The 26,868-nt window shown below is 56.4% G+C and carries 25 protein-coding genes; 16 read left to right on the forward strand and 9 right to left on the reverse strand.

The window, feature by feature from the left end:
- Positions 1-21 precede the first annotated feature (21 nt).
- The 3 genes from ACR8BN_RS16360 to ACR8BN_RS16370 all read left to right on the forward strand — a co-directional run bounded on the left by ACR8BN_RS16360 (position 22) and on the right by ACR8BN_RS16370 (position 2,666).
- Positions 22-1,119, forward strand: coding sequence for a GGDEF domain-containing protein (locus ACR8BN_RS16360; RefSeq protein WP_134161604.1), 1,098 nt, complete (start codon positions 22-24; stop codon positions 1,117-1,119).
- Between the two features lie 193 nt (positions 1,120-1,312).
- Positions 1,313-2,107, forward strand: coding sequence for a siderophore-iron reductase FhuF (gene fhuF, locus ACR8BN_RS16365; protein ID WP_031593281.1), 795 nt, complete (start codon positions 1,313-1,315; stop codon positions 2,105-2,107).
- 94 nt (positions 2,108-2,201) lie between these two features.
- Positions 2,202-2,666: a YbaK/EbsC family protein gene (locus ACR8BN_RS16370; RefSeq protein WP_010251476.1), complete on the forward strand. Its 465-nt coding sequence runs from the start codon at positions 2,202-2,204 to the stop codon at positions 2,664-2,666.
- Positions 2,667-2,821: 155 nt separating this feature from the next.
- Here ACR8BN_RS16370 and ACR8BN_RS16375 read toward each other — a convergent pair whose 3' ends face one another.
- From ACR8BN_RS16375 to ACR8BN_RS16385, 3 genes are all read right to left on the reverse strand, one after another.
- Positions 2,822-3,808, reverse strand: a complete 987-nt coding sequence (locus tag ACR8BN_RS16375; RefSeq protein ID WP_031593280.1) for a nucleoside hydrolase — start codon at positions 3,806-3,808, stop codon at positions 2,822-2,824.
- 11 nt (positions 3,809-3,819) lie between these two features.
- A complete protein-coding gene (locus ACR8BN_RS16380) occupies positions 3,820-4,842 on the reverse strand; it encodes a LacI family DNA-binding transcriptional regulator (protein ID WP_031593278.1) in 1,023 nt (340 codons plus the stop codon).
- Positions 4,843-4,929: 87 nt separating this feature from the next.
- Positions 4,930-6,318, reverse strand: a complete 1,389-nt coding sequence (locus ACR8BN_RS16385) for an MFS transporter (protein ID WP_031593277.1) — start codon at positions 6,316-6,318, stop codon at positions 4,930-4,932.
- 579 nt (positions 6,319-6,897) lie between these two features.
- Between ACR8BN_RS16385 and ACR8BN_RS16390 the strand changes: the two genes are divergently transcribed.
- On the forward strand, positions 6,898-7,452 hold the full coding sequence (locus ACR8BN_RS16390; RefSeq protein ID WP_033770933.1) for a histidine phosphatase family protein: 555 nt from the start codon (positions 6,898-6,900) through the stop codon (positions 7,450-7,452).
- On the opposite strand, the gene ACR8BN_RS16395 is transcribed toward ACR8BN_RS16390, so the two are convergent.
- Positions 7,434-8,399, reverse strand: a complete 966-nt coding sequence (locus tag ACR8BN_RS16395; protein WP_434747112.1) for a WD40 repeat domain-containing protein — start codon at positions 8,397-8,399, stop codon at positions 7,434-7,436. The two genes, ACR8BN_RS16390 and ACR8BN_RS16395, sit on opposite strands and share 19 nt — an antisense overlap.
- 504 nt (positions 8,400-8,903) lie before the next feature.
- Between ACR8BN_RS16395 and ACR8BN_RS16400 the strand changes: the two genes are divergently transcribed.
- On the forward strand, positions 8,904-9,917 hold the full coding sequence (locus tag ACR8BN_RS16400; RefSeq protein ID WP_109652470.1) for a glycosyltransferase family 32 protein: 1,014 nt from the start codon (positions 8,904-8,906) through the stop codon (positions 9,915-9,917).
- Here ACR8BN_RS16400 and ACR8BN_RS16405 read toward each other — a convergent pair.
- The gene (locus ACR8BN_RS16405; protein WP_434747113.1) at positions 9,894-10,811 is read right to left on the reverse strand and encodes a LysR family transcriptional regulator; all 918 of its coding nucleotides are present in this window, start codon (positions 10,809-10,811) and stop codon (positions 9,894-9,896) included. The two genes, ACR8BN_RS16400 and ACR8BN_RS16405, sit on opposite strands and share 24 nt — an antisense overlap.
- A 102-nt stretch (positions 10,812-10,913) precedes the next feature.
- Here ACR8BN_RS16405 and ACR8BN_RS16410 point away from each other — a divergent pair, with 102 nt between their 5' ends.
- The 3 genes from ACR8BN_RS16410 (at position 10,914) to ACR8BN_RS16420 (ending at position 14,539) form a co-directional block, all read left to right on the forward strand.
- Positions 10,914-11,303, forward strand: a complete 390-nt coding sequence (locus ACR8BN_RS16410; protein WP_069025788.1) for a tautomerase family protein — start codon at positions 10,914-10,916, stop codon at positions 11,301-11,303.
- 221 nt (positions 11,304-11,524) lie between these two features.
- Positions 11,525-13,816, forward strand: a complete 2,292-nt coding sequence (gene opgB / locus ACR8BN_RS16415; protein WP_434747114.1) for a phosphatidylglycerol--membrane-oligosaccharide glycerophosphotransferase — start codon at positions 11,525-11,527, stop codon at positions 13,814-13,816.
- Between the two features lie 219 nt (positions 13,817-14,035).
- On the forward strand, positions 14,036-14,539 hold the full coding sequence (locus ACR8BN_RS16420; RefSeq protein WP_434747115.1) for a hypothetical protein: 504 nt from the start codon (positions 14,036-14,038) through the stop codon (positions 14,537-14,539).
- A 16-nt stretch (positions 14,540-14,555) separates the two neighbouring features.
- Here the strand turns inward: ACR8BN_RS16420 and ACR8BN_RS16425 are convergent, their stop codons facing one another.
- Both ACR8BN_RS16425 and ACR8BN_RS16430 read right to left on the reverse strand, forming a co-directional pair.
- Positions 14,556-15,269 (reverse strand): GNAT family N-acetyltransferase, encoded by a 714-nt coding sequence (locus ACR8BN_RS16425; RefSeq protein ID WP_434747116.1) that lies wholly within the window; start codon positions 15,267-15,269, stop codon positions 14,556-14,558.
- Between the two features lie 149 nt (positions 15,270-15,418).
- Positions 15,419-16,504, reverse strand: coding sequence for a LacI family DNA-binding transcriptional regulator (locus ACR8BN_RS16430; RefSeq protein WP_182504648.1), 1,086 nt, complete (start codon positions 16,502-16,504; stop codon positions 15,419-15,421).
- Between the two features lie 193 nt (positions 16,505-16,697).
- On the opposite strand from ACR8BN_RS16430, the gene ACR8BN_RS16435 reads away from it, so the two are divergent.
- From ACR8BN_RS16435 to ACR8BN_RS16450, 4 genes are all read left to right on the forward strand, one after another.
- Positions 16,698-17,510: an ABC transporter substrate-binding protein gene (locus ACR8BN_RS16435; protein WP_031593265.1), complete on the forward strand. Its 813-nt coding sequence runs from the start codon at positions 16,698-16,700 to the stop codon at positions 17,508-17,510.
- Between the two features lie 61 nt (positions 17,511-17,571).
- Complete coding sequence (locus ACR8BN_RS16440) at positions 17,572-18,378, forward strand: amino acid ABC transporter permease (RefSeq protein ID WP_129062768.1); 807 nt, start codon at positions 17,572-17,574, stop codon at positions 18,376-18,378.
- Positions 18,371-19,132, forward strand: coding sequence for an amino acid ABC transporter ATP-binding protein (locus ACR8BN_RS16445; RefSeq protein WP_010671731.1), 762 nt, complete (start codon positions 18,371-18,373; stop codon positions 19,130-19,132). Before ACR8BN_RS16440 ends, ACR8BN_RS16445 begins: the two co-directional genes overlap by 8 nt.
- A 19-nt stretch (positions 19,133-19,151) precedes the next feature.
- Positions 19,152-20,264, forward strand: coding sequence for an NAD(P)/FAD-dependent oxidoreductase (locus ACR8BN_RS16450; protein WP_434747117.1), 1,113 nt, complete (start codon positions 19,152-19,154; stop codon positions 20,262-20,264).
- Positions 20,265-20,308: 44 nt separating this feature from the next.
- On the opposite strand, the gene ACR8BN_RS16455 is transcribed toward ACR8BN_RS16450, so the two are convergent.
- Both ACR8BN_RS16455 and ACR8BN_RS16460 read right to left on the reverse strand, forming a co-directional pair.
- A complete protein-coding gene (locus ACR8BN_RS16455; protein WP_022625353.1) occupies positions 20,309-20,815 on the reverse strand; it encodes an RcnB family protein in 507 nt (168 codons plus the stop codon).
- Between the two features lie 132 nt (positions 20,816-20,947).
- Complete coding sequence (locus tag ACR8BN_RS16460) at positions 20,948-22,201, reverse strand: serine hydrolase domain-containing protein (RefSeq protein WP_434747118.1); 1,254 nt, start codon at positions 22,199-22,201, stop codon at positions 20,948-20,950.
- Between the two features lie 239 nt (positions 22,202-22,440).
- Between ACR8BN_RS16460 and ACR8BN_RS16465 the strand changes: the two genes are divergently transcribed.
- The 4 genes from ACR8BN_RS16465 to ACR8BN_RS16480 all read left to right on the forward strand — a co-directional run bounded on the left by ACR8BN_RS16465 (position 22,441) and on the right by ACR8BN_RS16480 (position 26,718).
- Positions 22,441-23,109: a YecA family protein gene (locus tag ACR8BN_RS16465; protein WP_039392428.1), complete on the forward strand. Its 669-nt coding sequence runs from the start codon at positions 22,441-22,443 to the stop codon at positions 23,107-23,109.
- Positions 23,110-23,290: 181 nt separating this feature from the next.
- A complete protein-coding gene (gene uhpA, locus ACR8BN_RS16470; protein WP_010251517.1) occupies positions 23,291-23,884 on the forward strand; it encodes a transcriptional regulator UhpA in 594 nt (197 codons plus the stop codon).
- A complete protein-coding gene (gene uhpB / locus ACR8BN_RS16475) occupies positions 23,881-25,380 on the forward strand; it encodes a signal transduction histidine-protein kinase/phosphatase UhpB (protein WP_434747119.1) in 1,500 nt (499 codons plus the stop codon). Before uhpA ends, uhpB begins: the two co-directional genes overlap by 4 nt.
- Before the next feature lie 9 nt (positions 25,381-25,389).
- Positions 25,390-26,718 carry an MFS transporter family glucose-6-phosphate receptor UhpC gene (locus ACR8BN_RS16480; RefSeq protein ID WP_191923728.1) on the forward strand — a complete coding sequence of 443 codons (1,329 nt, stop codon included), beginning with the start codon at positions 25,390-25,392 and terminating at the stop codon, positions 26,716-26,718.
- Positions 26,719-26,868 lie beyond the last annotated feature (150 nt).

Below are 26,868 nucleotides of genomic sequence, written 5' to 3' on the forward strand. Positions count from 1 at the left end.
GGGTCGTCACGAGTACTTATAATGAAATTACAATCCTATGAAGAGCTGAAGCAGAGTAAATACCGGCTTTCAGTGATGCTTTTCCTGTTTCTGAATATCGCCGTTTCGCTATTTCATCTGCTGCCAATAATGAACAGTGAGCAAAGTGAGACGACCCTGCCGGTAATGAGTGTCGCGGCCTTTAGCGGCATTATGTTAATTTCCCTTTTAATATGGCCTAAAGTAAAACTTCCCCTGTTAAATCCTGTGGCGCTGCTGCTGGGAATGCTCTGGGCCTGGCATATTAATTATCGCTTTCATCAGGTGTTCTATTTTGATGGTGGCTTTCTTATTATCAGTTTGATCAGTGTTTTATTTATCAGTGCCATCGCCCTGAGCGATTATCTGGGGGCTTTTTGTCTGCATGTCACGCCACCAGTGCTCACCGTATTGCTGCTCGACAATGCACAGCACCTGCCGCTGATCCTGCTGACCATTACGCTGCCGCTGATTGGTTTCTCACTACAGCATCTGATGCGCCGCCGTGCCGACAACTTTACTCTGCGCCTGATGCATCAGCTCTACGAAGAGAAAGAGACATTCAGCGACCTCAGCATGCTGGACCCGCTGACCGGGCTTTATAACCGTCGTGGTCTTAAGAACCGGCTGGATAATATTCTGGAAAACCATGCTGGCAGCCACTATGTGCTGCTGCTGGATATCGATCATTTTAAGTCTTATAACGACAATTACGGGCATGCGATGGGCGATCAGGCGCTGGCGCGGGTCTCTGTCGCGATTCGTGATGCGGTGCGTTCACGCGATGTTGTCACCCGCTATGGCGGCGAAGAGTTTCTGGTATTGATGACCAATGTGAACGGCTCCATCGCCATGAAACTGGCAGAGCGAATCCGTCAGTACGTGCTGGATTTAGAAATTCCCCATCTTTTCAATGAAACCGTTTCAACCCATGTCACCATCAGTGCCGGCATCGCGCCTATTTATGATAATGAATTTGACCTGGCGGTCGCCAATGCTGACAGCGCATTATATGTGGCTAAAAATCAGGGCCGGAATACCATTCTCGCCTGGGAAGATTTACCCCGAAAACAGCATCACGCCGCCAGTGAACATGCATAATTAAACGTAACGCTATCGGTAATCACTGAGGCTTTGACTCAATATGCCCGGCTCTCTGCTGCTCTGCCCGATCGGATAACTGACCTTAACCCCACCGTTTTCCCACCCGCAACGACGATTTTTTACACGACTTGTAGAGTTAATCAATAACGATTATCATTTGCTTTCTTATCTACACTTTTCGCGAGTCGTCATGGCAACCGTTTCAGCTCAGGAACAGCGTTTTAACGCTCAGTCGATGATCTTCCGGCAGAATGACCGTCCACTGGCGGAAAGTCTGCATGAACGGCTGCAACAACAGCGCAGCTATCTGCTTGAATCGACGAAGCTCAGCCAGCCTGCTCCGCGCGACACGCTGACCCTCGCCGCCTGGTCACAATCAGAGTCCTTTACCCCAATTATCCAGCGCTACAGCGATTATCTCTATCGCGATCATCCTGATGCAGTTCGTGAAGCGAAACCGGTGCTGTCACTCTGGGCGCAATGGTATTTTGGCCTGCTGCTGCCAACACTGACCATGGCGTTATTGCAGGAGTCACGTGCACTGGACTGCTCGCCAGAGCATATCCGCGTCGGTTTTCATGAGAATGGTCATCCGGCCACTTTCTGGATCGATGTGCAGGAGGATGAAGAAGCGCGCTACCTTAACCCTCAGCAGCGTATCGATCGGCTGATTCAGCAGCATCTGATTCCGGTGGTCAATGGTATTACGCAGCATGGTGATATCAACGCCCGACTCATCTGGAACAATATGGGCTACTCATTCCAGTGGTTCCTGGGTGAGCTGAAAAGCCAGATCGATGAGTCGCTGGTGCTGCAACTGGAGCAGGCGCTGTTCTTCAACCAGCGGCTGCTGGATGGCAGCGAAAATCCGCTCTACCGCACCATGATCCCACGTAATGGTGAACTGGTCCGTCGCAGCTGCTGCCAGCGTTATCGCATTCCCGATGTCGAACAATGCGGCAACTGCACCCTGAGCGGCAGCTAAACAGACTTAATTACGCTGAATTCTCCGTTTATCTCGTTTACAGGCACTGAGGCTTGTGGCAATTTTTACGCCTTCGATCAGCCTGGAGATAAAGATGAGCCTGGAGTCCGTGCGCCAGTTCTTCGCCGAACACGCCCCTGAAATTGAAATTATTGAACTGGCCGAAAGCACTGCGACGGTCGGGATGGCTGCCCGCGCCCATGGCGTGACGCCAGGAGAGATTGCCAAGACCCTGTCACTGAAAGTAAAAAACGACGTGGTGCTGATTGTGACACGAGGCGATGCCCGGCTGGATAATCGCAAGCTGAAAGCGGCGCTGGGGGCGAAAGCACGAATGCTGAGCGTGGACGAGGTGATTAACTGGACCGGCCACCCGGTGGGTGGCGTCTGTCCTTTCGGTCTTGAGAATCCGCTGACCGTTTACTGTGATGTCTCACTGCGCAGTTTCGAGGAAGTCCTGCCCGCCGCTGGCGCTATCCACAGCGCCGTCCGTATTACCCCACAGCTGATGGCTGAACTGACTAACGCCCGCTGGATCGACGTGTGCGAAGCGATGTAATGCCGGGTATCAACTCACACAAGCCCTGCACCTTCTGCCCGCGCCCTGATGCTGCTGATAAACTGACGGATACCGTCAGCGTTTGATGGCCACAGCGCCCTTCTGGAAACCGATCCGCCGCAGCCAGCAAGCGGGCGAGTTAATCGCCCACGACATCAGGATTTCAGGCGCTTAAATGCCTGTTCAATAATCGACAACAGCAGCGTGTTATCGACACGATGCAGCACATGCACCGATGCGCCGCACTGCTCAGGCACACCGACAGTGAGCCGAAGGGGCTGACGATAACGCCAGCTTTTGCCGCGCGTCGCACCGGGACGCAGTTCTATATCTACCCGGTAATCGATGCCTGACGCGACCCGCTGATTCAGCAACCAGGCGACCACCAGCGCATCGTGGATCCAGCATCCCGCCAGTTGCCGGGTCGCCATCGAATAGTCGATCCACGGACGCAGCGTGTCGCGCACAAATTCGGTCAGCGGATGATCGACGGCGGTAAGGCGGGTCAAATCCTGCTGGGTCAGCAGCGTCTGCGTGGTGACATCCATCGGAACCAGCGTTACTGCTGCACCACTGTGCAGCACCTGATGTGCCGCTTCCGGATCCAGGCCAAAATTGGTGTCTTTGATATAATCATCCAGCGTAAACACGCCGCCCATGATGACAATTTCCGCCACAGCGTCGGCCATAGCGGGATAGCGCTGCATTGCCAGCGCCACATTCGTCAGCGGACCAATCGCCACCAGGGTAATCTCGCCCGGATTGTCACAAATCAGTTTGCCGATAGCGTCAGCTGCATCAAACGCATCCGCCGCGACATCCGCTGGCTGACGCACGCCCTGCCACATCTCACCCAGCGCAAGCTGATTGACCCGGTTATCCAGCGTCTCGCGCCACGGCGCAGGATCTTCCTGTAGCGCCTGCGTTGCACCCTGGATTACCGGGATAGATAATCCCAGCCGGACGATCAGATCTTTGGCGACGCGCGCGCCGACTTCACATGGCGTGTTACCGGCCACGGTGGTGATCAATTCCAGCGACAGTGCAGGTGAAGCTAAGGCCAGCGCAATCGCCAGCCCATCATCGGTGTTGGCACCCGCGATACCGTTGCCGGGATCGCAGTCAATAATAATTCTTTTCATATTTTTATAGGCTAACTCTGGCTTTGCGGCTTACAGCCGCAGGATTCACCGATTTCAAGGTAGTGTGGAAACTCCTTTAATTGCGCTTCGCTCTGTCCCTCTTTCAGCATATGAATCGCAGAGCGAGCCATCTCACGCAGTGGCTGGCGCACGGTCGTTAATGTCGGGACGTGAAACGACGAGTGATTGGTACCGTTAAAACAGACCAGCGCCACATCCTGCGGCACACGAATCTGATGTTCGGAAAAGGCGCGAAGCGCACCAATCGCCTGACCTTCGTTGCTGGTAAACAGCGCACGAGGCACACGACCCCGGGCGATCATGCTTTGTGCCGCAGCGTATCCACCCTGTGGGGTGTAGCTGGCGGGAAACATCAGCGATTCATCAATCGGCAGACCGCGATCCTGCATGGCATCACGCCAGCCCTGAATACGATCCTGCGCGTTAAGCATATCGACCGGGCCGCTGATTATGCCGACCTGCTGATAACCGTGACTCAACAGATGTGCCGTCACCTGCCAGGCGGCCTGACGCTCATTGACCCGCAGCATGTTAACGCCCGGCTGAGGCTCAACCCGCTCCAGCATGACCAGTGGCGTACCGCTGGCTTTAATCAGGTCAATGTAAGGATGGCGATCGACGCTGTTGTAAAAGAGTCCATCAACCTGCCGATTCAGCAATCCCTGAATTAATTCCAGTTCGCGCTTGCGGTCATCACCTGCATCACCCAGCAGCATGACGTGGCCGTGATTCATCGACTCCTGCAACAACACGTGCGCCATTGACGCCACAAAAGGATTGCCGATGTTGGGCACCACCAGTCCGAAGGTTTTGGTGTTACCGGAAGCCAGTGCGCGTGCTGCCGCATTTGGCCGGTAACCGGTCGCTTTAATCGCCTCCAGTACCCGCTGACGGGTCGCCTCGGCGACCGGACGAGGCCCGTTATTAATGACATAACTGACAACTGCCACTGAGGTGCCTGCCGCTTTCGCAACTTCACTTCGGGTCACTTTTCCCGTTAACGACTTAGGCACATCACGTTCCTCCATAAAAAAAACAGGCCGCTTTACACGGCCTGCTGCTTTTCGCGCTATCCTGGCAGATGGCATCCTCAGGCAAAGCTAGATGGCATCTTCAGGCAGATTGAGATCCCGCCCTCGCGTTTCAGGCGCGACAAAGGTGGTAAAGAACCCAATTGCGGCCATCGCCGAGAAATAAACCGCAATCGGCCACCAGTGACCGGTATAAGAAAGCATAGCAGCGGCAATAAGTGGTGCGGTTCCGCCGGACAAAATGGAACCCAGTTCTTTAGCCACTGCCATTTTGGTGTAGCGATGATGAACGCCGAACATCTCCACGCCCCATGCCGCCTGCACACCAAAAATACCCAGCGACGCCAGCGCCATACCGACCACAATAACCGGGATCACCAGCATCGGTTCACGCGTGTCGAGCAGCGTAAAGGCGGGCCAGGCGTAGAACATCAGTAACAGACAGAACACGCGATAAACCACCCGCCGACCAAAGCGGTCAGAGAGCCAGCCCGCTAAAGGAATGATCAGGAAACCCAGCAACGACGCGAGGAACACCGCAGTGGTTGGTACGGACTTGTCGACCATCAGCACCTTCGCGACGTAACCGACGATGAAGCCCTGCGCCAGATAGGAGGGGCCATTTTCGCCGATACGCAGGCCAACCATGGTCCAGAAGGCACGGGTACGCTGGAAGAAAGGCCGCTGATCCACCACCGGAGCGGCCAGCACGCCTGCGCGTTCTGCTTCCATCTCCGCTTTTCTGCGCTCAAACACCGGCGTTTCGCGCAGATGACGTCGAATCCACAAGGCAACCAGCGCAATCAGCGCACTGCTAAGGAACGGAATACGCCAGCCCCACTCCAGCAGGCTTTGCTGATCCATTTGTACCACCAGCAACCAGACCAGCGAAGCCAGCAGTGTGCCGCTGTTAGAACCCAGTGCGATCACGGAGGAGATCAGTCCGCGACGCTCTGTCGGCGCATATTCGCCCAGCATCACCGTCCCGCCCGATAACTCCGCGCCAGCGCCGAAACCCTGCGTAAAGCGCAGCAGAACCAGACAGGCAGGAGCCCAGACGCCAATAGAGGCATAGCTCGGGATTAAGCCGATAAACGTCGTGGAAGCGCCCATCAGAATGATGGTGGAGATCATCACCACCTTTCGGCCTTTGCGGTCGCCGAGCCAGCCGAAAAAGAGTGCGCCGATAGGCCGGGCAACAAAGCCGACTGACCAGGTAGCAAAGCTGGAGAGCAGTGCCATGGCAGGGGTTGATTCCGGAAAGAAGACGTCGCCAAAGATAATACCGGCCGCCAGGCCATAGAGCGCGAAATCCGCGTACTCCATTGCCGTTCCGAGCCAGCATGAGAAAGTGGCGCGCCAGAAATCTTTGCGGCCTGAAGGGGTGTTAAACCGCTCATCGGCGGCTGAAGTGGATGACAGTGATGCCTGCTGATTAACGGAGTTGTGTGCCGTCATAACCCTATCCCTGAATGAGTATGCAGATCGATAAACGCCCGTCCATGGGTCGATTCCCTGATAAAAGCGGAAATTCCCCGGTGACGACGTTCAGTTGACTAACCATGATGAAAGGTTAAAGGATTCCCTGGTGTTGGAATCTTGTTCTTCGCCCCATTTCGCCGGTGTATTTTTCACCGGTCGCTTAAACTGAGCGAATGTAACTTAACAATCGATGGGCCTACTGTGCATCGGGCACCGTGAGCAATCACTGGGGACCTAGTGTATCTACGCGCGTAGATAAATCAATAGATCCTGATGAAAATTATTAGTAAAACTTCACTATCACATCCCGTCACCACGCATTTTTAGCGCAAATTCAGCCAGTTAACCGCACCACATCGCCTGAAAAAATCACCATCGATTATAAATTACCATTTTCTCTTATGATTAAGCGTTATAAGACAGGCTAAAATCCTTTCATCGCGCTCTGTTGTCGCACACGCCTGTGACCATGAGATGACACGTGTATTTATTCTGAAAATTCGCTGTAAGCGCAGACAATACGTTACCCTGACAAAAAGGGCGGACAGAGATGCTATGAAAATTATCCTGATGCGACACGGTAAACCTGACCACCAGGCTGCGGGTCGCCAGAGCGTGCAGGCACTGGCAGACTGGTGCGAAGCCTACGATCTGTCACAGGTTAGTGACGGACCGCCGCCGCGCAGCATCGAAATTGCCCGTCAGGCTACGTTTATTGTCTGCAGTCCCCTGCCCCGCGCGCAATCCTCTCTGAGCCAGCTCGGTCTGCAGCCCCATGAGGTTGATGCCGTATTCAGCGAAGTCGCCGTACCGCTGCTGCGAACCGGCGCGGTGCAACTGCCTACCCTGTGCTGGCTGGCCCTGTTGCGGCTATTGTGGTTCTGCGGGTATGCGGGTGAAGCGGAGTCGCTGCAACATGCGCGCAGCCGCGCCTCGGCGGCGGCAGAGAAGCTGATCGAACACTCACAGCAAGGCACGGTGCTGCTGCTGGGCCACGGCATCATGAATAAGATGATTGCGCGCGAATTACGTAAACGCGGCTGGCAGGCGGAGAAGCACGCCAGCAGCCGCCACTGGAGTTCCGCGATCTATCATCGTCCGTTTATCTGACCGATCGGAAAATAACCCAGCACCTCACAGCCCGTTCCGACACGCGGCGTGGCAATCACTTTACGCTGCGCCAGATCGATCACGCTCAGCGTGCCATCATCCTGATTGGCAATCAGCAGCTGTTGCCTGTCTGGCGTAAAACAGCCATCCATCGGCATGTTACCTACCCGGATGTCGCCCAGCGGATTCAGCAGATCGTCAAACAGCGTCACCAGCGGTTCCTGATCCCCTATCGCCACCAGCTGCTCGCCATCGGCGCTGAAGCGTACCACCTGACAGGGCCGCTCATGACCCGGCAGCGTCAGGCGCTGGCGAATGCGGTGGCTTTGCCGATCGATCACATAGAGCAACGGTGCATCAGCGGCGCTGGCGACCAGATAGGGGTGTTTCGGAGAGGCAGCGATGCCAGCAATCGGCCCGGGCAGCAGGATGGTGTCGATGACCCGCCCCTCCGCTTCACAGAGATCCACCACGGTGATGGTCGCATCCTCTTCATTATCGGTGAATAGCTTGCGGCCGCTGGGTGACAGCGTCAGGCGATGCGCGTTATGAGAAGGAATTGGAATGATTTTTTCCACTTTGTCGCTCTGCGGATCGATCACCGCCACTGCGGCACTCTGTTCACAGCAGAGATAGACTTTGCCATCGCGGCCCAGCTGCCCGCTGTGGGGCGCCCGTAACGGCGACAGATCGATAAAGCCACTGATCTCCCGACGCTCTAAATCGATAATCGCCACTTTGTGACCCGGATGCGGGTTATTACCATGAACGCCATCGCCAAAAATGGGTACATAGGCTTTACCCCAGGGGGCCAGCATCAGGAGTTCATGCGGCCGCGGTGGAAAAGCGTTCAGCTCCCGCTCGACCGCGAAGGTTTCCGGATTAAGAAACAGGATGCGATTACCCTGCTTATCAACCGCCAGTAACCCGTAAGATTCACTCTGCATGCGCGCTCCTTTCTCAGTAAGTTCTTCTTAAGCGTAGACAACCCTCTTCAGGCTGTCTGATTCCGGGGATTGATGAACCGGGCTTACACCACCAGTTAAGTACAATAGCCACTGTTCCTGTGGCCCGGGCCGCAGGATAACGCGCAGGCTCAGAAGAATATTCAGATATTCCTTAACGGCGTTTATTACCGCATTTAAATAAATGATTAACAGTGACGACATTATTATTTTCATAACGTGACCGGATTATTTCCGTATTATCCTAAAGTCAAAAAAAGACATAGCTAATGTGTAAATAATGTTTTATTAAAAAGGTGCAGTGCAATTAAACAGCCGTGAGGAAACTATCGCGCGCTCCAGCACTGCGTCGCCACCAGGGAAAACTATTCATTAATTCCCGCACTCATCGGGATTGCAGCCAGTTTGCAATGTCGGCCGTTCCTGCCGCTGGCGGAACGGGCAGAGCCTGCACTATGACGGGAAAATAAAAATAACAGGTGTACCATGACTTCACATCGCCAACGTCCAGCGCATAAAATCTGGCGTAACTGGAAAAGAATATCGTTCAGTAGCCAGATGTTATGGAATAGAAAACAGCAGCGACTCTGTCGGGCTCCGGAATATGATCCGGGTCAGGAAGATAATGTTGTATTGATCGCGCAGCAGAAAGATCTGCCGGAGATTCCAAAAATCGTCTGGATGGTCTGGCATAACGATCATCTGCCTGCCTCAATGGCGCTGAATATCAGTAAAATCCGGCGGGACAACCCCGACCACCAGGTTTATCTGATTACGCAGCGCACCCTGTCGCAGTGGCTGCCCGATCTCAACTTTATCTCTTCCGATCTGACGCTGGCACATAAAAGTGAAATTATCCGGCTTGAGCTGATTCACCGTTATGGCGGCATCGGCATCGATTGCAGCACATTGCTGTTTGAGAATCTCGCCTGGGTGCATCGCGTTCACGAAGCGCGGTCAATGGATCTCATTGGTTACTATGGTGAGCAATCGACGCTGAACCTGCTTGCGCCGGTCACCGAGAGCTGGTTTCTTGCTGCCGCCCCGCAAAATCCCTTTATCCGCGAATGGCTGAAACAGCTGGCGCCGGTTAAAAACGTCGGCATCCGCAACTATTTCCATGAGCTGAAGAAGCGTGATGATTTTCCGCTGATTGTGCAGAATATGGAGAATCCGTCTCGTCAGCTCCTGTCGCTGGCGCAGCAGGTTGCAATGCGGGAATACCGGCGGGCGAATCTCTATCTGCGTAAAAGTGAAGCCAGCGCCTGGTTCTATCAGCGCCTGCATGCCGACAGCAGCAGCGCCTTTGCGCAGTCTGTGATGTTTCAGCAGCGGCCACAGACGCCGCCACCCATTATAAAATTAACCGGTAACGAGCGGCTACATCTCGACTTCAATCTGCGGCTTGGTTTATATAACCGCAGCAGCCTGATTGGCGAGATGATGCACACCACGCCGCCTGCGCTGGCATTGCCATCAACGGTCAAAGCGCGCGCGTAACCAGTGCGTAAACGTGGTGACCGCACGTGGCACCTGCGCCGCCCAGGGTCGTACGATCCACAGGCGGGCGGCAAAGGCCTCAACCGGCTGCCACGCAGGCAGCACCTGCTGCAATGATCCCGCTGCCAGCGCCTCCCGGGCGCTGAAATCGGGCAGCATAGCGATACCTAATCCCTGCAGGGCCGCATCGCGTATCGACTCGCTGTTGTTAGTGGCAAAGCTGCCCTGAATGCGTACCTGGACCTGTTCGCTATCCGCGGTGGTGGCAAACCGCCAGCGCGGTGATTCTACGCCGCGTGGGTAGTAAAGGCAGTTATGCTGCGCCAGATCCTGCGGCGTTTGCGGTATCCCCTGTTCATTGAGATAGGCGGGTGATGCCACCAGTAATGTCCGCGTGTCACACAGCGGCAGTGCCACGTGCGTTTCCGGCAGGGTGTCGCTGTGTCGAATGGCCAGATCAAATCCCTCACTGCTCAGCGACACAATGCGGTCAGTCACATCCAGCTGCAGACGCACCTGCGGATAATCACGCAGAAACTCACCGATAATCGGCACCAGTTGCTGACGGGCAAACGCCACCGGTGCGGTAATGCGCACCAGGCCACGCACCGGCCCGGCGGTGTCCCGCACGCTGAAAAAACTCTGTTCGATGCGGGCAAAAGGCTCGCGTAGCTCCTCCACCAACTTCTCACCGGCAGAGGTCAGCCGCACGCTGCGCGTAGTGCGTTGTACCAGCAACACACCGGCCATCTCCTCCAGCTCTTTGATTTTCTGACTCATCGCCGCCTTGCTGACGGCGAGCCGCTCTGCCGCGCGGGTAAAACTGCCCTGCTCTGCCAGTACGGTCAGCCAGTGCAGATGATCCCACAGCGTATCCGTTTTCATCTCTTTCATCACGATTGTTCACTATAGTGAATAATCATTTCAGGCTACGCGCTTTTTCCCGCCGGATAAAGGGGTCACCATAGGGTTCTTAATCACCGGGAGGAATCCGCTATGCCACTGCTGCAATTTGATGTTATCCAGGGTCGTTCAGAATCAGAGCTTCGTACACTGCTGGATGCGGCACACCGCGCCGTGCTCACGGCCTTTAAGGTGCCGGAACGCGATCGCTACCAGATTGTTCAGGAAAACAAGCGCTATCAGATGGTGTTTCAGGATACCGGACTGGGATTCAGCCGTAGCGATAATCTGGTGATGGTGCGGGTCTATACCAGCCCACGCAGCAGTGAACAGAAACAGCTGTTCATGGCCGAGCTGGCGCGTGAGCTGCGTGAACAATGTGGTGTGCAGGGCAACGATTTAATGATCAGCTTTATCACCAACGACAAAGGTGACTGGAGTTTTGCCGACGGCGAAGCACAATATCTCACCGGCAAACTCTGAAAATCGCCCTGACGTCTGCTCTGCTGACGGTGCGCGCCAGCCACCGTCACGCCTGATAACCTCACTTCTGAAATGACAATAAACCAATCTGCTCTTCACCGCACAAATCGGGCCGGATATGTTGCAGCCGGATTACAGCCAATATAGATTGTCGAAAAACCATCCCCCGAAGGTGGCCGGTTGCGTGAAGCCTCGCGTAGCCCTGAAGAGAGGATTTGCCGTTGTCCGAATTGGTGTCCGTCGCGTTGTTTCTGGCCGCTATTGCAATCTATTCCTGTAAAGCCGGGCGTAACAAATTCTGGTTTATTGTCGTTCTTATTCTGCTGGTGCTTTTCGTTGTGCTGAACGCCACCCTCTATGCCAGCAACTATTTTACCGGTGAAGGCATCAACGATGCGGTGCTCTATACGCTGACCAACAGTCTGACCGGCGCGGGTGTCAGTAAATATGTGGTGCCGGCGATTGGGCTGATCATCGTGCTGTTTCTGCTGTTCTGCCTGCTGTCATGGATTCTGCGGCGGCGTAAGCGTCCGCATCACATGGGCTGGTCGCTGCTGGCTGCCGCCTGCGCACTCGGCTCGGTGCAGACCACCCCGGCCTTTCGCCAGGTCGCGACCCTGATTGTGTCGCATACCCAACTGGCAGATTCTGACTTCGACAACTTCTATAAAGTGCCGCGTAATCGCATTGAACAGCCGCACCTCAACGTAGTTTACATCTATGGTGAAAGCTTAGAGCGCACCTATTTTGACCCTATCGCCTTTCCCGGCTTAGCGCCGGAACTGAGCCGGCAGAAAGAGCAGAGCATCGACTTCAGCGAAACCGAACAGCTGCCAGGTACCGATTACACCATTGCGGGCATGGTCGCCTCACAGTGTGGCATTCCGCTGTTTGCCCCATTTGATGGCAATGCGTCAGCGTCGCTCTCCAGCTTCTATCCTCAGAACGTCTGTCTGGGCGACATCCTGAAAAACTCCGGCTACGAGAACTGGTTTATTCAGGGTGCCGATCTGCGTTTCGCCGGGAAAGATATCTTCCTGAAATCACACGGTTTTGATCCCGCTAACCTTTATGGTTCGCAGGAGCTGAAAAGTCGCGTCGCCGATCCCACCTACCGTAATAACTGGGGTTATTACGACGATACGGTAATGGATGAGGTGTTTGAGAAGTATCAGGAACTCTCTCAGGCCGGTAAACCTTTTGCGCTGTTTACGCTGACCGTCGACACCCATCATCCTGACGGATTTATCTCACGCAGCTGCGATCGCAGGAGCTACAGCATTGAGGGCAAACCGAATCAGTCATTCAGTGCGGTCGCCTGCTCGCAGGAGCATGTGGCGCGCCTGATTGCGCGCATTAAAGCGTCGCCGTGGTTCAAAAACACCGTGATTGTGGTGAGCTCGGATCATCTGGCGATGAACAACACTGCGCATCCGTGGCTGGTCAAACAGCCTCGTCGCAATCTTTTCATGGTGATCCGTGGTGACAAGCCGCAGGCGGAATTGATGGAGGCGAAGCGCAGCACGCTGGATAACGGCGCCACGCTGCTCGATATTCTCGGCGGCGATAACGCGATTGGCCTGGGCCGCAGCAGCCTCTCATCGCTTTCACTCTCCACCCAGTTCGACGATATGAAGAGTAAGGTGACGAGCTGGAAACCCGACATTATCCAGCTGTGGAACTTCCCGAAGAAGATAGACAACTTCACGGTGGATCAGGCGAAGAATATCTTCAGCTTCTCGGGGACCACCTTCAGATTGCCGATTCTGTTCCGCATCAGTGATAAGCATGTCGAGCCGATGCCGGAGGGGGAATATTCGGCACCGCTGCGCTATCAGCTGGCGGATTTCGCCTCAGCCGATAAATTCCTCTGGGTGGATCGCTGTTTTAAAATGGCGCGACTCTGGCAGCCTTCGCTGGCACTCTCCGGCGATCTCTGTGTGGCGATGGGACAGCTCGGCGGCACGCCGACGGTGACGCATGTCGACAAACCGCAGTGGAAAGGCAAAGTCCGTTTCCCGGAGGGCGCTATCAGCGATGCGCGTTATCAGCAGAACCTTGCGCAGATCCGTATTGAAGATAACAACATTCGCTACAGCGCCGATAGCTTCCGGCTTGATGTGCCTGGTGCGCCGGAGAGTGTTAAAAGCTTCAGCGGCATCTCACGGCCAGAGAGCTGGGGACGCTGGTCTAACGCTAATCTCGCGCCCGAGGTTCATATCGACTATATCGATGCGCTACCTGCGAAGTTCGATCTGGTGATCACCGCGCGCGCGTATGGCCCCAACGCGCACCGGGCGATTCCGGTTCGGGTCGGCGATCAGCAGCAACTGCTGTCGCTGAGTGAAGAGATATCGACACATACCCTGCATTTTGTTAACCCAGGCGCCAGCCATCGTCTGGTGATTGCACCACCGGAACCGCAGTTGAGCAACACCGGCAATATCACCGGTCAGGATCCGCGCAAACTGGGCATCGGCATGATTGAAATTAAAATCGTGCCACAGCCCTAACGCCCGCTTTTTCTCTTTCCGACTCTGCGAATTTCCGCAGAGTCGCCTCATCCTGCCATCAGCTAAATGTTGCGAGACAGCCCGTACTCTGTTGCACGTTACTTGTTGTACTAATTGATATTTTTCGGCTAGGCGCGCAAAATGTAACCGGCTTAGTGGCGATACGTCTTTTGCCTGTCATGATGCCGTTATCGCTGAAGTGCCCAAGGAGGTGTCGTGATGACAAGCACAATGATGAGTACCCACAAAGCTTTTAAAGCGCTGCAACAGGCAGGGATCGACGATCAGCAAGCGGAGGCGATGGTGCAGGTGTTTACTGATATGCAGCAGAGGCAGCCAGGCGGACAGGTTGGAAAGCAACTCGGTCAGATTCAGACCAAAGCCAACCATATAGACATTCGGCTCGGGCAGCTTACGACCAAAGTCGATCAGATAGATGGGCAGCTTGGTCAGCTCACAACAAAAGTACATCAGATAGACGAGCGGCTTGGCCATGTTGAAAGAAAAACGGACAAACTGGCCATCCGTTTTAATCAGTTAGAAGCCAAAGTGGATAAGCTGGATGTCGCTCTCAGTGAAATGAATTTCCGATTAACTTCGGCTGTGGACAGCCTCAGAAATGACGTTGTTACCCTGACTACCGATATGCGCTGGATCAAACGGTTATCTATTCTCATGACCACCACCCTGCTGGCGGCGGTCCTGAAAGATATTTTAATGTGAGCCCGTTATCGCCCGGTCAGGGTCTGTCGCGCAGCGCCTCCAGCTTTTCGCGCTGCTGACCGTCGGCGGTAAAGTTCTCCTCCGCCAGCCAGCGCTGCAGGCCCTTTTTCACCTGCGGCCATTCGCTATCGATAAGCGAGAACCAGCTGGTGTCACGTGAACGCCCTTTGTAGATGATCGCCTGACGAAAATCGCCTTCATAACGAAAACCGAGACGTGCCGCCGCCTTACGGGAAGGGGCGTTACAGTTATCACATTTCCATTCATAACGGCGATAACCCAGCGTCTCAAAGGCGTAACGCATCAGCAGGAAATGCGCCTCCGTTGCCATACGGGTCTGTTTCAGCCGGGCCGAAAACATGACATGCCCGACTTCCATCACGCCATGTTCAGGCTGGATGCGCATTAACGATAGGCTACCCACCGCCTGGTCGGTGGCGAGATCGATCACGGCAAAATGCAGCGGATCACGACTCATTTCAAGCTGTGCGGCATACGCCTGCCATGCCGGACGATCGGTAAAAGGACCGGCAGGCAGGTAAGTCCAGTCACGCCCATCTTCAGCCAGCGCCCATGCCTCAAACAGTGCCTCAGCATGACGCGCCACACTAAACGGCTCCAGCCGACAAACTTCGCCAGTAAAAACCTGATGCTGGGGCAGAGGTCGGGGCTGCCAGTCTGGCATTGGCTCACCGACCGGCTGTCCGTACCGATTGGTATGTTGTGACATGTTGCCTCCTGGCTGCAGATTATCTCTGCAGATTGCCACGATCATAATTGATTAAAAAGGTCCAAAACTGGCGAAAATGATAGACCCATTGCCTGCGAACGCATCAGCCAGGCGATATACCGGTTACCGGGCTGGCCGGGTTAACCGCATCATTCCGCACTGATGAGGCTGGCCGGTGCGGCAATGGACTGGCGAATCATCAGACGGGCATCAAAGCGCGGCATCGGTCCGACGGCTTCGCCGCGTATCTCCGCGATCAAGCGTCGTGCCGCTTCACGGCCCATCTCATACACCGGTTGCGCTACCACCGTCAGCGGTGGCGTGACAATCTCACTCCACGGAAAATTGTCATACATCACGAATGAGAGATCGGCAGGGATTCGCAGTCCGCGCTGCGTCACTTCGCGCAGCAGCCACATCGCCACCACGCTGTCAGAAGCCACCAGCGCAGTGGGCGGCTGCGGACGCTGCCACAGCTCGGCCACGATACGGGCAATCTCCGCTTCGTCCAGCGCATTCACTTTCACCATCGTCGGATCAAATTCTACGCCCGCGGCAGCAAATGCCTGCATCATGCCGCCCACGCGCTGGGCGACCGGCGTCAGGCCAAAATCCCCTGGCGTGCTGTAGTCGGTTGCCAGTGCCATGCTGGTGATATAGGCGATGTGGCGATGGCCCGCTTCCAGTAACTGCGCGGTTGCTTCTGCAGCGACTTCGGTAAATTCGCAGCAGATCGCCTCCACATCAAGGTCAGTCACTGCGCGATCAAATAATTTCAGCGCTCTGCCCTCTTCCAGAACCTGAGTCAGGTGACTGTTGTGATGGTGTTCTGAACAGCAAGGCGCAACGATAATGCCGTCGACCCGCTTTTCCAGCATCACCCGCACCGCATCCTGCTCAGCCTGCAACTTCTCATCACTGTTACTGAGCAGCAGATGGTAACCGGCAGTGCGCGCCACATCCGCCATGCCGCGCAGCGCAAGACCGAAATGGGGATTTTCGATGTCGCCGACAATCACACCAATGGTATTGGAACGTCCGGTGTTCATACTGCGGGCCAGGGCATTCAGACGGTAGCCCAGCGCGGAGGCCGCGCTGTTGACCCGCTCCTGTACCTCATCACTGACCGCACCATAGCCACCCAGCGCACGCGCCGCCTGGGCTTTGGATACTTTTGCTGCGCGCGCCACATCCGCCACGGTGGGCGCTTTAGATTGTCGTTTCTGGCTGGTCATAATTATTTTGAATCACAGGTTGATGACAGGAATATTGACGCCGAAAAAAGGCTGTGCTTAAACTCATTGTAACCCCTTGAGACCGGTCTCACAACATCAGTGTCTTAAGGTGCCACCTGTGTTGAGACCGGTCTCAATTATAATCGCTGGCTCAACAGTCTCTGATGTTTAAACCTGCAAAAACGGATGAGCTATGAAATCGCAAACCACCCTGGGCAAACTGCTCGGCACCACGCTCGCACTCTGTTCACTGTCGTTCTGTACGCTGGCTGCCAGCGATAACAATCCCTATGGGCTGATCGAACCGGGTCAGCTACGCATCGCCAGCGTCGGCGACTCAAAACCTTACACCTTCACGGATGCCAGCGGTCAGTTCACCGGCTTTGACGTCGAATTCTTCAAAGATGTCGCCCATCGTATCGGGATCGATAAGGTCGATTTTATTGGACAGGACTTCTCGGCCATCATGCCGGCGGTGGCCAACGGTCAGTATGACGCGGCGGTGGCGGCTATCGGCATCACCCCTGCGCGTGAAAAGACGGTGGATTTTTCAACCGGCTATCTGGCGGGATTTCTCACCGTGCTGACCCGCCATGACAGCGGCGTGAAGAATGTCGCCAGCCTGGCAAAACACCGGCTCGGGGTGGTTCAGGGCACGCTGCAGGAGAGCTATGCCGTCGAACACTTCACCCAGACCGATCTCGTGCGCTTCCCGGATAACAACAGCGCAGTCTCTGCGCTCAACAACGGTACGCTCGACGCGATCTTCCTCGACTATGAGGCGGCAAAAAGCTACGCCGACCGCTTTAAGCTGGTCTCTGCCGCCGATATCCCCTCGTTTGATGCCCCGGCCGGCATTGCCATTGCTAAAGGCAAACCCGCCTTCAAGGCCGCGCTGGACAGTGCCATCAAAGCAGCCATGCAGGATGGCACCTGGCAACGGCTCTATCAGAAGTGGTTCCCCGGATCGCCGATGCCAAAACAGTATCTGCCTGGCGGGCAGTAAAGATGCGGACGTCCGCGTCCTGAGTTAACCGGGGGATCCCCCACCCTGCATGGAGACGGCGATGGACTTGCTCACGATTCTTTCCCGCACCTTCTTTGATTTTCCATCAATGATGGAAGTACTGCCGCAGATGCTGACCACCGGGCTGGTCAACACGGTGATTATCTCGCTGGCGGCAACGCTGCTCGGCACGCTATTCGGCCTTCTGCTGGCGCTGATGGGCATCTCGCCCTCACGCTGGCTGCGTCTGCCTGCCCGGCTCTATACCGATCTGTTCCGCGGTCTGCCATCAATTCTGACCATTCTGCTGATTGGTCAGGGCCTGGCGCGCTTCAGCTATCAGCTGTTCGGTCCTACGCCCTATCCGCTGGGGATCTTCGCTCTCAGCCTGATCGCCAGCGCCTACATGGGCGAGATTTTCCGCGCCGGTATTCAGAGTGTTGAACGCGGCCAGATGGAAGCCTGCCGTGCACTGGGGATGAGTTATGGCCGGGCAATGCGACTGGTGGTGATCCCGCAGGGGATCCGCCGCGTACTGCCCGCCATCGTTAACCAGTTCATCGCCATCATTAAAGATTCCTCGCTGGTTTACCTGCTGGGCCTGATGACCCAGCAACGGGAACTGTTTCGCGTGGGCCAGGATGCGGCGGTGCTCACCGGCAACCTCTCGCCCCTGATGCTGGCAGGGCTGTTCTATCTGATTATCACTGTGCCGCTGACGCACATGGTCAACTATGTCGATGTGCGTTATCGCACCGGCCGACGTCGCCTGACTGCCCCGCAAAGTGGCTTAAAAGAGGTGGATGAAGTCAGAGCGCCCGGCGGCGCACTGGTCACTCATCCCCGGATCGGAGGCAACCATGAATAACCTGAACAGCACCACTGCCGCGAGCTGGCACGGTGCCAGCCTGGAGCTGCGCGATCTGACTCTGGCTTACGGCCCGATTGAGGTGTTGCGTAACGTCTCGCTGCGGGTCGCGCCCGGCAGCACCACCTGCATTATCGGGCCATCCGGTTCGGGTAAGTCGACGCTGCTGCGCGGCATCAACCGGCTGCATGAACCGCAATCGGGGGATGTACTTCTGGCTGATCGGTCAGTGTTGCGCGACAAGCCAGATGCGCTGCGGTTACGGATCGGCATGGTGTTTCAGCATTTCAATCTCTTCCCCGATCACAGCGCGCTGGAGAACGTGGCGCTGGCACCGTGGCGGGTTAAAGGCCTGCCCAAAGCGCAGGCGATGGCGATTGCGCGTCAGCGGCTGGAAGAAGTGGGTCTGGGTCAGCGCGCCGATCACCGGCCACGCGATCTGTCCGGCGGCCAGCAGCAGCGTGTCGCGATTGCCCGCGCGCTGGCGATGGATCCCGAGGTCATGTTGTTTGATGAGGCGACCTCCGCGCTCGATCCCGAACTGGTGAAAGGTGTCCTGACGCTGATGGCAGATCTCTGTCGTCGCGGCATGACGATGGTTGTGGTGACACATGAAATGGGCTTTGCGCGCAAAGTGGCGGATCAGGTGGTGTTTATGGACGAAGGTGAGATTGTTGAAGCCGGGCCGCCGGGCGCCATTTTTGATACGCCACAGTCGCCGCGACTGCAACGTTTTCTCTCTGAAGTGCTGTAACTGAGCAAGGAACCTGATAATGGCGGTAAAAACTGAAATGAAAGTGGTTGTTCTGGGCGGTGGCGTAATAGGTGTCTCGACGGCGCTGGAGCTGACAAAACGGGGAGCGGCGGTGACCCTGGTGACCGAAGCCGCGCTCTGTTCTGGCGCATCGGGACGTTCACTCTCCTGGCTCAACTCGGCGGGTGAACGCTCCCGCCCCTATCACGCGCTGCGCATGGCGGGCATTGATCGCTATCGCACACTGTTTGCTCAACAACCTACCCTCGACTGGCTGCGTTTTGATGGCGGGGTCTGCTGGTTCAGCAATGATGCAGCCGGAACGCAGGCGCGGCACGCCTATGAGAAAGCACACGGCTACGACTCACAACTTATGACCCCTGATAACGTGGCGCAGGCGGATGCGACGATCGATCCCGACGCGCTGCCGTCGCAGGCGATATTTAACCCCGGTGAAGGCTGGGTCAGCCTGCCGCACCTGTCAGAGTATCTGGTGAATCAGTTCCGGGCACGCGGGGGGGAATTGATTGAACACGCCGGTAAAGCCAGTGTGATCACAGTGAATGGCCGGGCCTGCGGCATTCGCAGTGAGCTGGGTGAACTGCGGGCAGATGCGGTGGTGGTCGCCTGCGGGCCCTGGACACCGGATGTGATTGCGCCACTGGGTGTGACGATTCCCAACGGATCGCCCGTCTCCATGCTGGTGATCACTGAGCCGGGCAAACATGAACTCAAAGCGGTGCTGAACACGCCCCGCGCCGCCATCCGGCCAAACCCCGGCAACCGTTACGCCCTGGATCACGACTGGTACGAGGCTGATATCCAGAAGCTGGCCGGAGGCGATTACCATATTGATAAGCAGGTTGTAGCAAAGCTGGCCGAGGAAGCGAGTCAGCTGTTACGGGGTGACGAGCCGCTCAGCGTCCAGAGCTGGAAAATTGGCCTGAAGCCGATTCCAGGCGATGGCGATCCGGTGCTGGGGCAACTGCAGAAGGTGCCGGGCTGTTATGTGGCGTTCACGCATTCGGGCGCAACCCTGGCGCTGATTGTCGGTGAATTACTGGCGGAGGAGATTGTAAGCGGTGAAAAGCATCCGATGCTGGCAAGCTTTGGTGCTGAGCGTTTCAGCTAAAAAAAAGCCGGTCATCACGACCGGCTGATTTTTTACCGCTTATTTTAACCGCGGAAGAAGATATCGCCCGATTTACCCATGACGATTTTGCCGGTGTCATTGGTAATAAGAATGTAGTTGGCGTTGATATAGGCCCAGTGGGTATTTTCCTGTGGAGCGGGCAGATTACGCTTTTGCCACTCATTGATGGTGTACGTTTTATCGGTGTACTTCTCTGGCACTGTGTCACCGATTTGGTACTGTTTGTAGTCGATGATGATGGTGCTGAGGTCGTAATTAGGGTGTGCGCCGTTGGAAGGTGCCGGCGTGGTCGGCGTAATACCATCATTAGATTGTGAACTGGTCGGTGCCTGGCTTTGCGCGGCACCGGCATCCGGCTGAACGCTGCCCGTATCAGGCGTAGCGGGCTGGGCATCCGGATTAGCAGGCTGAATCTGCGGCGGTGGCGGAACGGTATCCGTTGCTTCGCCAGCGGCTTGTACAGCGGGGATCAGGCTCAGCGAGCCAACCAGTAATCCCATTGATAAAAGTACACGTTGAGTCCTGCGCATAATGATTTCCACGTTGAATTTTGACAGTCAGGCTAAAGACAATTTTTATCGCACTTCAGTTCCGGCGCACTGACGCTATGTGTAAGGAAAAACAGCGCTATTCACTTTACTGCACACAGGCCAGGTAGCGGATCACTGTCCGACCACTTTATCCTGAGTTGCCAGATCGACCAACAACGCAATGCCTAAATAGTTACTCCAGTTAAAGCCGTTCTGCAGCACCACAATCGCATTGCCGTTACGTTTATCGTAGCCGATAAAACTGGAATAGCCGCCGATATAGCCCACCTGATAGATGATCTGCTGCCCTTCGAAAGTGTCGGTCACCCAGGCGATATTCTGCACCTGCGCGCCCTGCTGATACCACGCCTGCTCTACCGCCGCGAAAGCCCGGTCCAGCGCAGCATCACCGGTGGCACTGAGATGCGCGCGCAAATAAGCACTCAGATCGCGCGCATTACTGTAGAGACTGGCCGCCGCCACCATGTTGCCGTGAAAATGCCAGTCCGGCGTCAGCGTGCCGCGGCGGATAAATTTCGGCTGATCGCCTGCATGGCCCAGCGCACGCAGCGGATAGCCCGCCAGCGTTTCCGGTACAAAGCTGCTTTGGTTCATCTTTAACGGTGTGAAAATAAGCTGTGACGCCAGCGTCTGAATATCCTGATGAAAACGCGTGCGCAGGATATAACCAAGCAGCGCATAGCCGAGGTTGGAGTAGTGTGGCATGCGTACCGCGGGCGCAGAGAAGTCCGCCAGATAACTCAGCAGCTTGTCGCTATCAAGGTTGCCATAGAAATTCTCGCCGGTGTCCAGATATCGAACGAACTGCTGCAGCATCGTCAAATCCATATCCTGTCGCGGCAGACCCGAGGTGTGCGTCACCAGCTGCAGCAGCGTGATGTGCTGCGCGTCAGCGCTGAGGCAAGCGCCTTCCGGCAGAAGATCGGCCAGGGTATCGCTCCAGCGCAACTTACCCTGATCAACCAGCTGAATAATCACTTCTGCCGTCACGCCTTTACTCAGCGATCCCAGCGCAAACAGGGTATCGGGCGTGATCGGATAGCGATGCACACGATCGGTTACGCCAAAAGAGTAATAGCGGGTCGGCCCACCGCGATGAATGACCGCAATGCTGATGCCGGGAACCTGCTTCTGTTGCATGTAATGCTGCACGATGTCATCGACATTTTCATGAAAAGTGGCGTGTGTCAGATAAACGCGATCGCCCACCGGGGCGGACGTTTGCGACAGGGTTCCACATCCCGCCAGCAGGAAGATAAAGGCTGGCATGAATCGCGTCATTAATCTGCTGATCCACTGGCCGCCAGGGGACCGCCGCGCAAGGGAGACTGCAACAGCCGGCCTGCCAGTAAATCCATTTTTCATATATTAATCATTTACTTATTATTATTTAACACGCAACTGTCTGGCTGGAGCGCAAAAATGTACCATAAAGTGCTGTGGGCTATCGCCTGCATAACGGGGTGAAAGTGGTGCTAAACGCGGTTTAGTCACCGCAGCACGCCCGAACAGGGTTAGCTGTGTTGCAGTCCACAAGGGTGTACACTGCTGCGGTTTTAAGGCTCAACGCCGCTGAAATTTTGAAATGCCCGGGAGGCAACCGCATGAAAGAAGGCCCACTGTCCGAAAAAGAGCTGCAATGGCTGGAAGATATGCTGGAAAAATATGGCAGCGAAGCATCGATTATTGATGTCTCCGAGCTGGATGGCCTGCTGACTGCTGTACTCTCCGGTCCCGTCAGCATTGAGCCAAGCCAGTGGCTGGTGGCACTGTGGGGTGGCGAGAAGCAGATTCCGAAATGGAGCAACGAGCGTGAAATGACGCGCTTTATGTCGCTTTGCTTCCAGCATATGAATGATGTGGCTGACCGCTTATCTGAATTCCCTGAGCAGTTCGAACCGCTGTTTGGCATCCGCGAAATGGAAGGTCTGGAATTTACCGTGGTGGAAGAGTGGTGCTTCGGCTACATGCGCGGTGTCGCGCTGACCGACTGGTCTGCCCTGCCGCAGGATCTGCAACCCGCGCTGGACGCCATCGCTCTGCACGGCGTGGAAGAGAATCTTGAAAAGATCGATGCCATGACGCCGGACGAGATGGAAGCCAGCATTGAAGCTATCCGTCCTGCTGCGCTGGCGCTGCACGATCACTGGATCTCCCAGCCAGAAGCCATTCCCGTTCCCCAGAAGCCTGTCGCGGCAGAGAAACTGCCCGGCCGCAACGATCCCTGTCCGTGCGGCAGCGGCAAAAAATATAAGCAGTGCTGTCTGCACTGATCGGCTGCTTAGCCTCACGATCTGCCGGGCGGCTATTCAGCCCGGCATGCTTTTCTCACGATCCACGACAGTTTGACCTGCATCACCCTACCCACACCGTTACCTGAATAGACTGCTCACGACTTGAACAGCTTCGTGCTTATCGCTAAGGTAAGCGCGATTTTACCCGCCAGGAATAAACATGATCACCATCGCGCTTATTGACGATCACCTTATCGTCCGCTCCGGCTTTGCCCAGTTGCTGGGCCTGGAATCGGATTTCCAGGTCGTAGCGGAATTTGGTTCTGGCCGTGAGGCGCTGGCAGGTTTACCGGGCCGGGGCGTTCAGGTCTGTATCTGCGATATTTCGATGCCGGATCTCTCCGGGCTGGAGCTGCTGAGCAAGCTGCCGACGGGCCTGGCCACCATTATGCTGTCAGTCCATGACAGTCCGGCCCTGGTGGAGCAGGCGCTTAATGCCGGTGCGCGCGGATTCCTCTCTAAACGCTGTCGTCCCGATGAACTGATCGCGGCGGTGCGCACGGTCTCCACAGGCGGCTGTTATCTGACGCCAGAGATTGCGATCAAGCTGGCCGCTGGCCGGCAGGACCCGCTGACCCGACGCGAACGTCAGGTGGCGGAAAAACTGTCACAGGGCATGGCGGTAAAGGAAATTGCCGTTGAGCTGGCGCTGTCACCGAAAACCGTACATGTCCATCGCGCGAATCTGATGGAGAAGCTCGGCGTCAGCAATGATGTGGAGCTGGCGCGCCGCATGTTTGATGGCTGGCAATGAGCCCCTGTGTTTCGCGGCTGATCTCCATTGTCGCCAGCTTTTTCATCTTCTCGGCGGCCTGGTTCTGCCTGTGGAGTATCAGCCTGCACCTGGTGGAACGCCCGGAGCTGGCGGTGCTGCTATTCCCGTTTGGCCTGCGTCTGGGGCTGATGCTGCAATGTCCACGCGCTTACTGGCCGGTGTTGCTGGCAGCTGAGTGGATCATGCTGATCTGGCTGGCGAAGGTGGTCGCGCTGGCGCATCTGCCGCTGTTAATGGCGGGCAGTGTACTGACGCTGCTGCCGGTGGCGCTGATCTCCCATTACCGCCATCAGCGTGACTGGCGCACGCTGCTGAGCCAGGGCGCGGCTCTGATCGCCGCAGCGCTGCTGCAATCCCTGGCATGGGCGGGACAGCAGGAGATGCTGAACGCCCTGCTGCTGACGCTCACCGGTGGTCTGACGCTGGCCCCGACCTGCCTGGTCATCTGGCACTACCTCACCAGCACCCGCTGGCAGCCGCTGGGGCCGTCGCTGGTCTCACACCCGGTCAACTGGCGCGCCCGGCATCTTATCTGGTATCTGCTGCTGTTTGTCATCAGTCTGTGGTTGCAGCTTGGCCTGCCCGCTGAACTGTCGCGCTTTACGCCATTCTGTCTGGCTCTGCCGATTATTGCGCTGGCCTGGCACTACGGCTGGCAGGGTGCGCTGATCGCGACGCTGATGAACGCAATCGCGCTGATCGCCAGCCAGACCTGGCACGATCATCCGGTCGATCTCCTGCTCTCGCTACTGGCGCAAAGCCTGACCGGACTGCTGCTGGGTGCCGGTATCCAGCGGCTGCGCGAGCTGAATCAGTCGCTGCAGAGTGAGCTGGCGCGCAACCGACGCCTGGCGGAACGGCTGGTCGAGACAGAAGAGAACGTGCGCCAGGAGGTGGCGCGCGAGCTGCACGATGATATCGGTCAGACGATTACGGCAATTCGTACCCAGGCGGGCATTGTGCAGCGCCTTGCGCCGGGTAATAGCCGGGTGATCCAGAGCGGCGTCCACATTGAACAGCTCTCTCTTGGCGTCTATGACTCAGTGCGGCGACTGCTGGGACGTCTGCGACCCCGCCAGTTAGATGACCTGTCACTTGAACAGGCAGTTCGCTCCCTGATGCGTGAGATGGAGCTGGAGGATTGCGGCATCGTCAGTCACCTTGAGTGGCGTATTGATGAGACGCTGCTGAGCGAAGCGCAGCGCGTCACGCTGTTTCGCGTCTGTCAGGAGGGGCTGAACAACATTGTGAAACACGCCAGCGCCAGCGCCGTGACGATCAAAGGCTGGCAACAGAATGGTCGCGTTTTGCTGGTGATTGAAGATGATGGCTGCGGTCTGCCGCCAGGTTCCGGTCAGCAGAGCTTTGGTCTGGTCGGGATGCGCGAACGCGTGAGTGCGCTGGGCGGATCGCTGACTATCTCCTGCACCCATGGAACCCGCGTCAGCGTGCATCTGCCGCTGCGTACGGCCTGAGGAACCACCGTGTTTAACTTTCTGAAAACGCCCGCTAACGCCGCCTCGCTGCAGGACAAAAGTGAGATTGACAGCCGCTATCGCTACTGGCGGCGGCACATCATGTCGACCATCTGGATCGGCTATGCCCTGTTCTACTTTACCCGCAAAAGCTTCAATGCGGCGGCGCCGGAAGTGATCGCCAGCGGCGTGATGATGCGCACCGATATCGGCCTGCTGGCGACGCTATTTTACATCACCTACGGCCTGTCGAAGTTCTTCTCCGGCATCGTCAGTGACCGCTCCAACGCCCGTTACTTTATGGGGCTGGGGCTGATCGCCACTGGCGTGGTCAATATCCTGTTTGGCTTCTCGACGTCGCTGTGGGCCTTTGCGCTGCTGTGGACCATCAACGCCTTTTTCCAGGGCTGGGGCGCGCCGGTCTGCGCGCGCCTGCTGACCAGCTGGTATTCACGTAACGAGCGCGGCGGCTGGTGGGCATTATGGAACACCGCGCACAACGTTGGCGGTGCGGTCATCCCGATCGTTATCGGCGCGGTGACACTGCATTATGGCTGGCGAACCGGGATGATGATTGCGGGCACTTTAGCGATACTCGCCGGATTGTTTCTCTGCTGGCGTCTGCGCGACCGGCCTCAGACTGTCGGCCTGCCCGCGGTAGGCGACTGGCGACAGGATGAGATGGAGATGGCGCAGCAGCAGGAAGGCGCAGGTCTGAGTCGCAAAGCGATCCTGACCCGCTACGTGCTATTCAACCCCTACATCTGGCTGCTGTCACTCTGTTACGTGCTGGTCTATGTGGTTCGCGCGGCGCTCAATGACTGGGGAAATCTCTACATCTCCGACACGCTGGGGGTGGATCTGGTGACGGCAAACTCGGTAATCACCCTGTTTGAGCTGGGCGGTGTGATAGGTGCACTGGTCGCGGGCTGGGGCTCGGACAGGCTGTTTAACGGCAACCGTGGTCCGATGAACCTGATTTTTGCAGCCGGGATTTTGCTTTCCGTCGGCTCACTATGGCTGATGCCGTTTACCAGTTACGTGATGCAGGCAGCCTGCTTTTTTACTACCGGTTTCTTTGTCTTTGGCCCGCAGATGCTGATTGGTATGGCGGCAGCCGAGTGTTCCCATAAAGATGCGGCGGGCGCAGCAACCGGCTTCGTCGGTCTTTTCGCCTATCTGGGCGCGTCACTCTCCGGCTGGCCGCTGGCGTGGGTTATCGACGTCTGGCACTGGAGCGGCTTCTTTGCGGTGATTGCCACGGCGGCGGGGATCTCCGCGCTGCTTCTGCTGCCGTTTTTAAATGCTCAGGCGCCGCGCGTCCTGCCTGAAGCGTGATACGCCTCTCCTTTTTGCCCCGAGTGCGAAAAAACTAAGAAATTTTCCTGGTTTCGCCTGGATGCTGTCTCAGGCCAGTCTGGCGGCAGGTTTTTACAATGCCAGCCATTCGCTGCCCATTGCAGCTATTCCAACCAGGAGAATCCCCTT

The sequence above is a fragment of the Pantoea sp. Lu_F5_004 genome (assembly GCF_051136245.1).
Classification (GTDB): Bacteria; Pseudomonadota; Gammaproteobacteria; order Enterobacterales; family Enterobacteriaceae; genus Pantoea; species Pantoea agglomerans.